The 12,422-nt window shown below is 69.1% G+C and carries 12 protein-coding genes and 1 pseudogene; 3 read left to right on the top strand and 10 right to left on the bottom strand.

Annotated features, from left to right (window positions below):
• Positions 1-21 precede the first annotated feature (21 nt).
• The 3 genes and pseudogenes from ACMGFG_RS21825 to cysE all read right to left on the bottom strand — a co-directional run.
• Positions 22-357, bottom strand: coding sequence for a DUF8152 family protein (locus tag ACMGFG_RS21825; protein ID WP_436932405.1), 336 nt, complete (start codon positions 355-357; stop codon positions 22-24).
• A gap of 3 nt (positions 358-360) precedes the next feature.
• Complete coding sequence (locus ACMGFG_RS21820; protein WP_436932404.1) at positions 361-939, bottom strand: DNA-3-methyladenine glycosylase family protein; 579 nt, start codon at positions 937-939, stop codon at positions 361-363.
• A gap of 268 nt (positions 940-1,207) precedes the next feature.
• Positions 1,208-1,711: pseudogene (cysE, locus tag ACMGFG_RS21815) on the bottom strand (serine O-acetyltransferase); the annotation flags it as partial.
• Positions 1,712-2,599: 888 nt separating this feature from the next.
• Between cysE and rqcH the strand changes: the two are divergent.
• Complete coding sequence (gene rqcH, locus ACMGFG_RS21810) at positions 2,600-4,789, top strand: ribosome rescue protein RqcH (protein ID WP_436932403.1); 2,190 nt, start codon at positions 2,600-2,602, stop codon at positions 4,787-4,789.
• A 60-nt stretch (positions 4,790-4,849) separates the two neighbouring features.
• Positions 4,850-5,149, top strand: coding sequence for a DUF7577 domain-containing protein (locus ACMGFG_RS21805; protein ID WP_436932402.1), 300 nt, complete (start codon positions 4,850-4,852; stop codon positions 5,147-5,149).
• A gap of 16 nt (positions 5,150-5,165) precedes the next feature.
• On the opposite strand, the gene ACMGFG_RS21800 is transcribed toward ACMGFG_RS21805, so the two are convergent.
• From ACMGFG_RS21800 to ACMGFG_RS21770, 7 genes are all read right to left on the bottom strand, one after another.
• On the bottom strand, positions 5,166-5,579 hold the full coding sequence (locus ACMGFG_RS21800) for a DUF5778 family protein (protein WP_436932401.1): 414 nt from the start codon (positions 5,577-5,579) through the stop codon (positions 5,166-5,168).
• A gap of 188 nt (positions 5,580-5,767) precedes the next feature.
• On the bottom strand, positions 5,768-5,962 hold the full coding sequence (locus tag ACMGFG_RS21795) for a cold-shock protein (protein ID WP_006883801.1): 195 nt from the start codon (positions 5,960-5,962) through the stop codon (positions 5,768-5,770).
• A gap of 2 nt (positions 5,963-5,964) precedes the next feature.
• Positions 5,965-6,159: a cold-shock protein gene (locus ACMGFG_RS21790; protein ID WP_123537499.1), complete on the bottom strand. Its 195-nt coding sequence runs from the start codon at positions 6,157-6,159 to the stop codon at positions 5,965-5,967.
• A gap of 2 nt (positions 6,160-6,161) precedes the next feature.
• Positions 6,162-6,356, bottom strand: coding sequence for a cold-shock protein (locus tag ACMGFG_RS21785; protein ID WP_135362705.1), 195 nt, complete (start codon positions 6,354-6,356; stop codon positions 6,162-6,164).
• 92 nt (positions 6,357-6,448) lie between these two features.
• Positions 6,449-9,628 (bottom strand): FAD-binding and (Fe-S)-binding domain-containing protein, encoded by a 3,180-nt coding sequence (locus ACMGFG_RS21780; RefSeq protein WP_436932400.1) that lies wholly within the window; start codon positions 9,626-9,628, stop codon positions 6,449-6,451.
• Between the two features lie 502 nt (positions 9,629-10,130).
• On the bottom strand, positions 10,131-10,790 hold the full coding sequence (locus ACMGFG_RS21775; RefSeq protein WP_436932428.1) for an RAD55 family ATPase: 660 nt from the start codon (positions 10,788-10,790) through the stop codon (positions 10,131-10,133).
• A gap of 13 nt (positions 10,791-10,803) precedes the next feature.
• Positions 10,804-11,385 (bottom strand): HalX domain-containing protein, encoded by a 582-nt coding sequence (locus ACMGFG_RS21770; RefSeq protein WP_436932399.1) that lies wholly within the window; start codon positions 11,383-11,385, stop codon positions 10,804-10,806.
• Between the two features lie 183 nt (positions 11,386-11,568).
• Between ACMGFG_RS21770 and ACMGFG_RS21765 the strand changes: the two genes are divergently transcribed.
• Positions 11,569-12,144 carry an MBL fold metallo-hydrolase gene (locus tag ACMGFG_RS21765; RefSeq protein WP_436932398.1) on the top strand — a complete coding sequence of 192 codons (576 nt, stop codon included), beginning with the start codon at positions 11,569-11,571 and terminating at the stop codon, positions 12,142-12,144.
• Positions 12,145-12,422: the final 278 nt, after the last annotated feature.

Genomic DNA, 12,422 nt, shown 5'->3' with positions numbered 1-12,422 from the left:
TGGGTAATTTCGCTCTCGTTCTCAGTTCTCGCCGTCGTCCCCCGCGATCTCCGCCGCCAGCGACTTCGCCGTTTCCACGCGCTCGTCGGCGTCCGGATCGCCGGTCCCGTCGACGTTGTCGAGCAGGTCGGCGACGTGGCCGACGCGCTCGCGGACGGTCGACGCTGTCGACTCGTCGTCGCCGTCACTCGCCAGGTCCGCAGCGTCCCCGGCGACCGCCTGGGCCTCCCCGATCCACCGGCTCGCCGTCCGGTCGACCGGCCGCTCCTCGGTCGCTTCGAGTTCGGCGTAGAGTCGTTCGACGCGTTCCGCCAGTGGTTCACTTCCGGAGTCGTCGCCGCTGGGGTCGTCGCCCACGGGTCACCCCTCCACGGCGTGCCAGAGGTAGAGGCTGGCGTAGCTCCGGTAGGGTTCCCAGCGCTCGGCGGCGTCGGTCATCTCGGCGCGGGTCATGTCGTCGTCGAACAGCCGGTCCATCCCCTTGCGGATACCCAGGTCACCGACCGGGAACACGTCCTCGCGACCGAGCCCGAACATCAGGAACATATCGGCGGTCCACGGGCCGATGCCGTGGATGTCGGTCAGTTCGGCCTTGACTGCCTGGTCGCTCATCCCGGCGAAGGTGTCGCGGTCCCACTCGCGAGTGAGGAAGGCGCTCGCGGCGCTTTTGACGTAGTCGGCCTTCGCTTCGGAGAGGCCGGCCTCGTGGAGGGTGGCGTGGTCGGCCTCGACGATAGCCTCGGGCGTGACCTCGACGGCGTCGAACAGCCGCTCGCGGATGGCCGCGGCGGCGTCCATCGACACCTGCTGGCGGACCAGCGAGACGACCAGCCGCTCGTAGAGGTCGTCGGCCGGCTCCAGCGTGACGGGTCCGTGTTCGTCGACCACCGACCCGAGCACCTCGTCCGCGGCGAGTTCCTCGATGGGGTCCGCTGTCATCGCCCCGGTGTTCGGTGCCGGGATGACATGGGAGTTTCGGACGGGCGGGGCGCGGGTGGGACGGCGAGTGATGGGGTGCGACCGCACCCGCTCAGCTCGCGCCCGCCGCGCCGCAGCAGGCCGGCGGGTCGGGGGGCGTCGCCGTCTCGTCGTCCGCGTCGTCCGCCGGTTCGCCGCCCGCCGGTCCGCCGGCGGTAGGGTCGGCGACGCTCCCTTCGGCGGGCTCCGATTCCGCCGCGGATTCCGGTTCGGTCTCGGCGCGGCCCCCGTCGACGACTTCGGCGGGGTTGCCGACGACGGTCGCGCCGGGTGGCACGTCCTCGACGACGACGGCGCCCGCGCCGACGGTCGCGTCGTCGCCGACCGTGATGTCGCCCACGAGCGTCGAGTTGGCGCCCAGCGTCACGCGGTCGCCGACGGTCGGGTGTCGCTTGACGGGTCGCGGGTCGTCCCCGCCGAGCGTCACGCCGTGGTACATCGCCACGTCGTCGCCCACTTCGGCCGTCTCGCCGATGACGACGCCCATCCCGTGGTCGACGAAGACTCGCCGCCCCAGGTCCGCGCCGGGGTGGATCTCCACCCCGGTGAGAAACCGGGAGATCTGGGAGACGAGTCGGGCGGTGAAGTGGAAGCCACGGGTCCACAGCCAGTGGGCCAGCCGGTAGGCCCAGACGGCGTGGAGGCCGGCGTAGAGCAGTACCTCGGCGCTGCTTTTCGCGGCGGGGTCGGTCTCGCGGGCTGTGCGTACGTCTTCGCGGAGTCTGTCGAACATTGTCTGGTCCGTGTCGTGGTCGGGCGTGATCGGTGGGTCGTCGGTCGATGCGAGCGAGAAAGAGCGGGCGCTCAACAACGGCAGCGCCGAACACTGTTCGGCTGGTCGTGTGCCGTGCGACCGGACGAGCGCGAGCGCCCGAAGTCCATGTTTCGGTGTCCACTTGCCAGCGGCTTAAATCGTCCGACCCTCTCGAGGCGCCTCTTCGGTCGTCTCCGCCGACTGTGTTCGCTCGGTGGAAACGCTCTTTCGCCGATAGCTCGACCGCACTCGACGGTGAGCGCTGAACGCCCTCGGCGCGCTCACCCTGAATCGGGTCGACAGCAGGAGACAGCAAGGGTTGAACGCCCCCGGCGCGCTCGCTAGCAGTCGTCACCACCGCACTGCACAACGGGCGATGAAAGCCCTCGGCGCGCTCGCGGTCGCTGAGCGACATACCCTCGTTCCCTCCGGTCACTCGGGTAGGGGTCGCTCAGGCGACTACACGAGCGCGAGCGCGCCTCGCCCTTTCAGTCCACCAGGACAGCACCGCGACCGCACGACCCCGCGACCGCACATCGACACCGCACAGCACCGCAGACGGCCACGACCCTCCCCAGCCGATTCGCTCCTGCCGTCGCTCATCCCTCGCGCGGCTGTTTCGAGCGGCCCGCCAGGAGGCGGGCACGCTCGACAGCGCGCGCCGACCGCACCGCACCCGTATCGGGCATCCGCGCGCCTGCGGCGCGCGGTTCGACCGCCGGAGGGGGGCGAAGCCCCGCGGAGGCGGCCTTTTTCACCCATGTTTTTGGACCGGGGGTGCCCGCAGCGCCCTCTGGGCGCGAGGACACCCCCGGTCGAAAAAGATGGTGTCGCAAGCCCTTTGCTTTCGAGGGCGGACTCCACTGTATGGACAGAAAGCGGGAGCTGACGAGCGTCGACCTCGCGGCGCTCGCCGGCGAGCTGTCGGCCTACGAGGGCGCGGGCGTCGGGAAGGTCTACCTCTACCCCGACCGCGACCTGCTGCGGTTCCGGATGCGCCACTACGACCGCGGCCGGACGGAGCTACTCGTCGAAGTCGGCGAGAACAAGCGGGTCAACGTGACCGACCCGGACCACGTGCCGGAGGCGCCCGAGCGGCCGCCCAACTTCGCGATGATGCTCAGGAATCGGATGCAGGGGGCCGAACTGGTCGACGTGTCGCAGTTCCAGTTCGACCGCATCCTCGAGCTGACCTTCGAGCGCGACGAGGAGACGACGACCGTCGTCGCGGAGCTGTTCGGCGACGGCAACGTCGCCATCCTCGACGGCACCGGCGAAGTGATCGACTGTCTCGAAACCGTGCGGCTGAAGTCCCGGACCGTCGCGCCGGGGAGCCAGTACGAGTTCCCGAGCGCGCGGTTCAACCCGCTGGGCGTCGACTACGACGCCTTCGAGGCGCGGATGCGCGACTCCGACTCGGACCTCGTGCGGACGCTCGCGACACAGCTCAACTTCGGCGGGCTCTACGGCGAGGAACTCTGTACGCTCGCGGGCGTCGACTACAACGTCCCCATCGAGGATGCGACCGACGACCAGTTGCGGGCGCTGTACGACGCCGTCCGGCGGCTGGCCGACCGGCTGGCCGACAGCGATCTGGACCCCAGAGTCTACTACGAACTCGACGACCCAGACGCGGAGGACCCGACGGACGACTCCGGGGACATCGAGGGTCAGCGGGTCGACGTGACGCCCATCCCGCTGGCAGAGTACGACGACCGCTACGGCGAGCCGTTCGACTCGTTCAACGAGGCGCTGGACGACTACTTCACGTTCGCCAGCGACGAGGACGAGGAAGGGGGCGAGGACGCGGGCGGTGGCCGCCAGCGGCCCGATTTCGAGTCGGAGATCGCCAAACACGAGCGGATCATCGAGCAACAGCAGGGCGCCATCGAGGACTTCGAGGCCCAGGCCGAGCGCGAGCGGGAGAACGCCGAGGCCCTGTACGCCAACTACGACCTCGTCGACGGGATCCTCTCGACGATCCAGGCGGCCCGCGCCGAGGACCGCTCGTGGGACGACATCGAGGATCGCTTCGCGGAGGGAGCCGAGCGGGGCATCCCCGCGGCGGAGGCGGTCGTCTCGCTGGACGGCAGCGAGGGGACGGTGACCGTCGAGATCGACGGCGAGCGGGTCACGCTAACGGCGAGCGAGGGCGTCGAGAAGAACGCCGACCGGCTCTACCGCGAGGCCAAGCGCATCGAGGGCAAGAAGGAGGGCGCCGAGGAGGCCATCGAGCAGACGCGCCGGGAGCTCGAGGAGGTCAAGCGACGCAAGGAGGAGTGGGAGGCCGCCGACGCCGGCGAATCCGGCGCGGGCGGCGACGGTGACGGCAGTGAGGACGGAGACGACGAGGACGAGGACGTGGACTGGCTGGCCGAACCGTCGATCCCGGTCCGCCAGTCCGACAACTGGTACGAGGATTACCGGTGGTTCCACACCAGCGACGGCTTCCTCGTCATCGGCGGGCGCGACGCCGACGACAACGAGGACCTCGTCGCCAAGTACCTCGACCGCGGGGACCGCTTTTTCCACGCCCAGGCCCACGGCGGTCCCGCGACGATCCTCAAGGCCACCGGTCCCTCCGAATCCTACGACGGCGACGTGGAGATCCCCGGGTCGAGCAAGCGCGAGGCGGCACAGTTCGCCGTCTCGTACTCGTCGGTCTGGAAGGACGGCAAGTTCGCCGGCGACGTGTACGAAGTGGATTCGGACCAGGTGTCCAAGACGCCCGAGAGCGGCGAGTTCCTGGAGAAGGGCGGGTTCGCCATCCGCGGCGACCGCACCTACTACGAGAGCACGGAGGTCGGCGTCACCATCGGGATCACCTGCGAACCGGAGACGCGGGTCATCGGCGGCCCGCCCGCGGCCATCGAGCCGAAGGCCGAGACGACCGTCGAGGTCGAACCGGGCCAGTACGCGCAGAACGACATCGCGATGCGGCTCTACCGGGAGTTCAAGGGCCGGTTCGCCGACGACTCGTTCGTCCGGAAGGTAGCCAGCGCCGACCGCATCCAGGAGTTCCTCCCGCCGGGCGGCAGCCGGATGGTCGACGACTGACGCGCCGGGGCCGGCAGTTCCCGGCGAAACCGTCTTGATCGTCGGGCGGTAACACTCGACATGGACTCGGCGCTCGTGCGGCTGCTCGCGGTCGCCGTTCTCGCCGTCCTGCCGGCGCTGTGTTTCGTCGGGCTCTTTCGGCTCATCGACCGGATAGCCCACGACGAACTCGTCGCCCGCGTCGAACGGGGGGAGTTCGAGACGGAGTCGTCCCCGAACAGGCCCGCATCGACGACGCTCGACCCCGCGAACGCCGTCGCGGCCGCCCGCGAGCGCGAGATGGTGACCTGTCCGTCCTGCAGCGCCGAGAACCGCGAGGGCGTCGACTACTGCCGGCAGTGCCTGTCCGAGCTTCAGTGAGAAGCGGTCCGGAGCGCTACTCGTCGGGTTCGACGCCGACGGCGTCGTAGCCGGCTTCGCGGAGCGCCGCGACCAGTCCGTCCTGGTCCACGTCGGCCTCGTAGTAGAACACCACGTCGAAGGTGCCCTCGCGGAGCAACTGCTGGCACTCCCAGACGAACTCGTCGCCCTCCAGCGTCAGGCCCTGGTGCTGGTTGACGCCGAACTCGGCGTCGTCGTTGCCGGAGTAGACGTACGTGTCGGTCGGCTCGATCCCGGAGTACTCGGCGATGTAGTTGCCGATCTCCAGAGTATCTTCGTGGAGCGTCGGCTCCTGATCGCCCGACAGGTCGGTGTGGACGATGACGCCGACGAGTTCGATCTCGCCGGGTTCGAGCAGTGCCTGGGCGCGCTGGTAGAGGTCCGTGTCGACGGCGTCTGCGTCGCTCATTGCTCGCACCTGCGAGGCGCTGGCTCTTGTGTCCCACGGTATCGACCCGGAGAACCCCGGCGAGCGCCGCCGCTCGCCGAAGATATTCGGACAGCGAGCGGGCAGCCCCGGCCGGACGCTACTCGTCGCGGACGGCGGCGCCGCTCGCCGGTGAGACGGACGTGCCGCGAATGCGGCAGGATCCGCAGTTACAGGCGTTCGAGGTTCGTCGCGCGCGGGCCCTTGTCGGCCTGCTCGATGTCGAACTCCACTTCCTGTCCCTCTTCCAGGTCCGGACCGCCGACGTCCTCCATGTGGAAGAAGACGTCCTCGTCGGCGTCATCGGTGTCGATGAAGCCGTAGCCGCCCGTGTCGTTGAAGAAGTCGACCTTGCCTGTCGCCATCGTTAGAGACGCTCCAGGTTGGTCGCTCGGGGACCCTTGTCCGCTTGCTCGATATCGAACTCGACTTCCTGACCCTCTTCCAGGTCGGGGCCGCCGACGTCTTCCATGTGGAAGAAGACGTCTTCGTCCGCGTCGTCGGTGTCGATGAAGCCGTAGCCGCCAGTGTCGTTGAAGAAGTCGACCTTACCTTTCGCCATGATTACAGGCGCTCCAGGTTCTCGGCGCGCGGGCCTTTGTCTGCCTGAACGATGTCGAACTCGACTTCCTGCCCCTCCTCGAGGTCAGGACCGCCGACGTCCTCCATGTGGAAGAAGACGTCCTCTTCCGCATCGTCAGTGTCGATGAAACCGTAACCGCCAGTGTCGTTGAAGAAGTCAACCGTACCGGTCGCCATTGCAACTAGCCAGAGGTGACGCCCCTATTAAAACCTGGCGGGTCGGAGTGTGGTGTAGTACCACACATCACTCGAGCCGGCGTCGACCGCGGTCACTCCGGGGCGGTGTCGAGCGCGTCTGCGAGCCGCTCGACGGGGTGGGGAGGCGATTCGCCGCCCTCGCGGTCGGCGAGTTGCGAGCGGCAGGATGCGCCGGGTGCGACGACCGTCTCCCCGTCGCTGTCGTCGACCTGGTCGTAGAGGATCGACCCGATCGCCTTGCTCATCGAGTAGTGTTCGGCCTCGTAGCCGAACGACCCGGCCATGCCGCAACAGCCCGAGTCGAGCGCGTCGACCTCGTAGCCGGCCCGGCGGAGGGCGCCGACGGCGTGGTGGTCCTTCTTGGTGGCCTTCTGGTGGCAGTGACCGTGATAGGTGAGCGACTCCCCCGGTGCGTCGAAGTCGATCCCCTCGTCGAGGCGGAAGCGGTCGAGGTACTCGCAGACCCCGTAGGCGTTGGCGGCGACCGTCTCGGCGGCCGCGCCGGCGAGCAGGTCCAGGTAGTCGTGCTGGAACATCACCGCGTCGGAGGGTTCGACGACGACCAGGTCCCAGTCGTCGGCGACCCGCGGTGCGAGTTCATCGACGTTGCGCTCGGCGCGCTCGCGGGCGGTGTCGAGGAAGCCCTTCGAGTGGGCCGCGCGGCCGCTGGCGGCCACGTCGTCGGGCACGTCCACGTGGACGCCCGCCGCTTCGAGGACGCGGACCGCCGCCTTCCCCGCCTCGGGGTGGCTGTAGTTGGTGTAGGTGTCGGGGAAGACCAGCGCCTTCCGCTCGGCCTCGTGCTCGGGGACGCCCGCCTCGCGGCCGGCGAACCAGTCGACGAACGACTCCCGCTCGAAGGTCGGGAGCGTCCGCTCGCGCGCGATGCCGAGCAGGCGTTCGGTGACGACGCCGCTCCCGGGGAGTTTCTGCAGCCAGTTCGAGACGGGTGCGGTCGCGCTCCCCAGCGCGCTCAGCCGGTCGACGTTGGCAAAGACGCGCTCGCGCAGGCTCGTCCCGTGTTCCTCGTGGTGGGCGTGTTCGACCTCCGCCTTCAGTTTCGCCATGTCGACCTCGCTCGGGCAGTCCCGCGCGCAGCCCTTGCAGCCGATACACAGGTCCATCACCTCGCTCACGAACTCGTCGTCCGTGGGGTCGTCGGGGAGGTCGCCGCTCATCGCCCCGCGGAGCATGTTCGCCCGCCCGCGGGTGGCGGTGACCTCCTCGTCGGCCGCGCGGTAGGTCGGGCACATCACGCCGCCGGTGGTGTCCTGGCCGCCGCGACAGCCGCCGCAGCCGTGACAGAGCTCGACCATGCCCTGCATCCCGTTGTCGTTGTCCCAGTTCAGTTCCGGCTCGAACCCCGCGTCGAAGGCGTAGTCGGGGTCGAACCGGAGGTTCTCGGTCATGTCGACCGTACGGGCGCGGGCGGGCGCCTCGCCCGCCTCCACGTCGGCCGCGTCGACGCCGACGACCTGGCCCGGGTTGAGCAGCCAGTCCGGGTCGAAGGTGGCCTTGATATCGCGGAACAGCTCCCAGACATCCTCGCCGTAGAGCTTCCGGTTCCACTGGGAGCGGGCGCGGCCGTCGCCGTGTTCGCCCGAGACCGAGCCGTCGTACTCGACGACCAGGTCGGTCACCGCGTCGGCGATGGACTCCATCGCCGCGACGCCGTCGACGGTCTTCGTGTTTATCAGCGGCCGGATGTGGAGACAGCCCGGCCCCGCGTGGGCGTAGAAGCTCGCGTAGGTGTCGTGGTCCTCCAGGACCGCCTGGAAGTCGGCGACGAAGCCCGCGAGGTTCTCCGGCGGGACGGCGGTGTCCTCGATGAAACTGCCGTGTTTCGCGTCGGTCGTCCGCGAGAGCAGGATGGGGAGGCCGCTCTTGCGGAGCTTCCAGAAGCGCGCTCGCTCGGCCTCCTCGTGGGCCTCGCGGGCCGCGAACGCCCGTATCGGCGCGTCGGTCAGGTCGGCTGCGCCCTCGGCGGGGTCGGCCTCGGTCGTCGCCGCGTCGACGACGTGCGCGCCCTGGGCGGCGCCGACCCGGTCGGCGATCAGGTCCGCGACTCGCTGGCGCCCCTCCTCGTCGTCCTCGGCGTAGAACTCCACGAGCAGGACCGAACCGGTCCCCTCGGGGAGCACCGAGTCGACCAAGTCCCCGAACTCCTCGGTCTCGGCGGCCAGGTCCAGCAACACGTCGTCCAGCACCTCGACCGCGGCGGGGTCGTGTTCGAGGATCGGCTGCACGTCCTCCAGCGCGTCGAGCAGGGATTCGTAGGTGAGCAGCGCCAGCCCCTTCGTCTCCGGCACCGGCTCCAGCGAGACGGTCGCCTCGGTGACGATGGCGAGCGTCCCCTCGCTGCCCGCGAGCAGGCGGGCGACGTTGACGGTGGCCGGTTCGCCGTCGGCCGTCTCGCCCGCCGCAGCGCCGTCGGTGTCGCCGCCGGCTTCGGCGTCCAGCGCCTCGCGGGCCTCCGCGACGAACGCGTCGAGGTTGTACCCGGAGACGTTGCGCTTGAGTTCCGGGAACGCCGCCTCGACGGCGTCGATCTCCTCGTCGACGACCCGGGCGAGTTCGGCGTAGATCCGTGCCTCCAGGTCCCCCTTAGGGTCCGCCCGCTCGCGGAGTTCGTCGAGCGTCACCTCGCCGAAGCGTGTGACCGTGCCGTCCGCGAGGACGACCTCGCACTCCTCGACGTAGGCGTCGGTCTTGCCGTACTGCAGCGAGTGGGCGCCCGTGGAGTTGTTGCCGATGGCGCCGCCCAGCGCGGACTTGTCACCCCACGCGGGGTCGGGTGCGAACTTCAGGTCGTGGGCGGCGAGTTCGGCGTTCAGTTCACCGAGGATGGCGCCCGGTTCGGCGCGGGCCAGCCGCTCGTCGGGGTCGACCGAGAGGACGGCGTCCATGTGTCTCGTGAAGTCGAGGACGACGGCCTCGTTGACGGTCTGTCCGGCGAGAGAGGTGCCGCCGCCCCGCGGGAGCACCGGGATCGACCGCTCGGCGCAGTAGGAGACGACGGCGGCCACGTCGGCGGTCGACTCCGGGTAGACGACGCCGACGGGCGTCACCTCGTAGATGCTCGCGTCCGTCGCGTACAGCTCCCGGGAGTAGTCGTCGAACCGCACCTCGCCCGCGACCCGCTCGTCCAGGTCGGCGACCAGTCCCGGCCGCGCCACCGCGTCGGCCGCGTAGTCGTACTCCGCCCGCGGGTCGCCGGCGGGGTCACCCTCCGGTCGGTCGCTCGTTCCCATGCCCGACGAGTACGCGTGTCGGCGGATTAAACCCCGGCCATCGCTGGCGAAACGTGACTCACCCGAGGAATGTTCCCGACGGGATGGGCGGTGGATCCGCCGGCCCGTCACGATGTCGAAAACGGCTACTCGGGGCCGAGTAGCCTGTCCGATGACAGCACCACGGTGGTGGACCAGTGGTGATGGTGGCTGGCAGTGGCTGGCAGTGGCTGGTTCGCGGGCGATGCTCCTTGTTCGGTCCGGGCGTCACCCCGGTGGCTCGAACGTGCCCGGCCGGACGCTCTCGCGTTCGACCGTTGCACTTTCACATCTGTCGTTTCTATGCATAAACTTTGCCCACAAGGTGGGTAATAGGACCTAATATCGATTATTCGTCCGGTAATTATCGTTACGATTGATCGGCAGTCGTTCGATCGGCGGACTACGGAGTCCGTGAGGTCACGCGGCGAGCCACTGGCTTCGGCCGGGCTCCGGAGACGGTGATACCGGACCGCGGTGGCAGTCAGAACTCCTGCCACTCGGTCGGCTGGCCGGCGAGGCCGAGGACGCGGGCCTCGCGGCGACCCTCTTCCTCGCGGATCTCGATCATGCCGTCGAAGGCCTGCTTGATGACCTGCAGGGTCTGGTCGTCGTGCGCCGACGAGTCGATGGTAAAGAGGCCGAGGTAGCCGGCGGAGTCGAACCGCGAAGAGAGGACGTGGCAGAACTTGAAGACGGTCTTGCGGTCCGTGTAGGTGAGCATCGTCGACAGCGACGTGAGCGCGAAGCGGCCGCTCTCGGCGCCGTTGTTGTGGAGGTACTCCAGGCACTCGGTGATCCCGATGCCGATGCCGGTCAGGTCGCCGGGCGAGGAGACGTGGTAGACGTAGCTGCCGGCGGCGGTGGCCTCGCCGCGGCGGCTGCCGTCGCCGCGGCAGTCGACGACGCTGACGGTCGACTCGTCGGCGCCGGGCGCCCGCTCGAGGAAGTCCTCGAGGACGTTCTCGGCGCGGTCGCCGGTCGTCACGACCAGCGAGCCCTGGCCCCGCTCGGCGCCGTCGGCCAGTACTGACATCGCCAGGTCCTCCTTGCCGCTCATCGCGGGGCCGGAGACGAGGATGTTCGACCCCGGGCGGACCGCCTCCAGCGCCTCGAAGTCGAGCACGTCGGTCAGGTCGTACATCGTCTCGGAATCACTACTCCTCGACATCGCCGAGACCCCGCAGTGTCGCGATGAAGTCCTCGTCGTTGTCGATGCCACCCAGGGTGTCGGACAGCTCCGACTCCAGCTCCTCGACCCGTTCGCGCAGTTCGAGGTACTCCTCGTTGTCTGCGAGTTCGGCGCTGCTCTTGGTCGCCTCGAGCGTCGCCTGTTTTTCGACCAGCGAGTAGTACTCCTGTAGCAGGTCGTCGTAGGTCGACCGGTCCAGCAGGTTCTCGACGGTCTCGTGGAGCTGCTGGCTCCGGATCGGCTTGCAGAGGTACGCGTCGAAGCCCATCTCGAGGATGTCGAAGTCCGGTTCGACCGCCGTCACCATGGCCACCCGACAGTCCAGCCCCCGCTCGCGGATCCGCTCCAGGACCTCGTCGCCCGAAAGCCCCGGCATCATCCGGTCGAGGAGGACCACATCGACCTCGTCGTCGAGTTCGGCCAGTCCCTCGTCGCCGCTCCCGGCCATCCTGACGTCGTAGTCGTCGGCGAGCCAGAGATTGTACGTCTCGGCGACGTCGGGCTCGTCCTCGACGATGAGCACGACTGGCGTTTCCGATCCTGTCATTCTGCTCTCTACGGCGTCGTTGTCGTTCATCACACATAGCCCTGTGGGTCCGGCTCGCGCGCCTGATAGCTTCAGTCGGCCGGTTTTCCGCCGTCTCGGCGACCGACCGGCAGCGGGCTCACTGCGGCCCCGCGCCGGTCGCGAACCGACACGCTCACCGCCCCGGCGGGAGTACCGGCGGCCGTGATCGAAAACGTCGCCCGGGGCCAGCAGGTCTTCACCAGCAACGCCTTCCTCGTCACCGGCGAGCGCACCGCTCTCGTCGACGCCGGCAACGAGTTCGACGCCGTCGCCGAGGTGCGCGACCGCGACGCCGCCCTCGACGCTGTCGTCCTCACCCACACCCACCCCGACCACGTCGGGAATACCGACGCTCTCGCCGAGGCCTTCGACTGCGACGTGTGGGGGTTCGACCCCGACCACGAACTGGTCGACCACGCCGTCGCCGACGGCGACACCGTCCGGCTGGGCGACCACAGCTACGAGGCGCTGCACACTCCCGGCCACAAGGACGACCACATCTGCCTCTACGCCGACGACCCGGAAGTCCTGTTCGCCGGCGACCTCGTGTTCGCCAACGGCAGTTTCGGCCGCACAGACCTCCCCGAGGGCGACCGCGAGGTCCTGATCGACAGCATCGAGTACCTCCGCGACACCGTCTCGCCGGAGCTCTCCGAGATGCACACCGGCCACGGCCCCAGCGTCACCGACGACCCCTACGACCACATCGAGACCGCGCTCCGCGCCGCGAGGTTCTGAGACGGGAAGTCCTCGACACGTTCGCGGTCAGCAGCCGCAGTCCAGATACGTGTGGTTGCGGTGCGGTCGGCGCGCGCTGGAGCGCGCGTTCATGCGCGCGACCGCAGCCGCGCGAGGGATGAGCGACGACAGGAGCGAATCGGCTGGGGAGGTTCGTGGCTGTCTGCGGTGCTGTGCGGGGCGCGGTGCGGTGTTGTGCGGTCCCTGGCGGATTGAAAGGCGAGGCGCGCTCGCGTTCAGTTCAGTCGCCTGAGCGGGCCACAATCCGCGCGGGCGGT

It is taken from the genome of Halosimplex halobium (assembly GCF_051414055.1).
Lineage (GTDB): Archaea > Halobacteriota > Halobacteria > Halobacteriales > Haloarculaceae > Halosimplex > Halosimplex halobium.
The sequence above is the reverse complement of the archived record's forward strand: the minus strand, read 5'-3'. Positions and strand labels throughout refer to the sequence as shown.

Bases quoted from the DNA above. Each gene is read 5' to 3' on its own strand.
- ACMGFG_RS21820 (WP_436932404.1), bottom strand. From the start codon at position 939: ATGACAGCGGACCCCATCGAGGAACTCGCCGCGGACGAGGTGCTCGGG.
- rqcH (WP_436932403.1), top strand. From the start codon at position 2,600: ATGGACAGAAAGCGGGAGCTGACGAGCGTCGACCTCGCGGCGCTCGCC.
- ACMGFG_RS21805 (WP_436932402.1), top strand. From the start codon at position 4,850: ATGGACTCGGCGCTCGTGCGGCTGCTCGCGGTCGCCGTTCTCGCCGTC.
- ACMGFG_RS21800 (WP_436932401.1), bottom strand. From the start codon at position 5,579: ATGAGCGACGCAGACGCCGTCGACACGGACCTCTACCAGCGCGCCCAG.
- ACMGFG_RS21795 (WP_006883801.1), bottom strand. From the start codon at position 5,962: ATGGCGACAGGCAAGGTCGACTTCTTCAACGACACGGGCGGCTACGGC.
- ACMGFG_RS21790 (WP_123537499.1), bottom strand. From the start codon at position 6,159: ATGGCGAAAGGTAAGGTCGACTTCTTCAACGACACTGGCGGCTACGGC.
- ACMGFG_RS21785 (WP_135362705.1), bottom strand. From the start codon at position 6,356: ATGGCGACCGGTACGGTTGACTTCTTCAACGACACTGGCGGTTACGGT.
- ACMGFG_RS21780 (WP_436932400.1), bottom strand. From the start codon at position 9,628: ATGGGAACGAGCGACCGACCGGAGGGTGACCCCGCCGGCGACCCGCGG.
- ACMGFG_RS21775 (WP_436932428.1), bottom strand. From the start codon at position 10,790: ATGTACGACCTGACCGACGTGCTCGACTTCGAGGCGCTGGAGGCGGTC.
- ACMGFG_RS21770 (WP_436932399.1), bottom strand. From the start codon at position 11,385: ATGACAGGATCGGAAACGCCAGTCGTGCTCATCGTCGAGGACGAGCCC.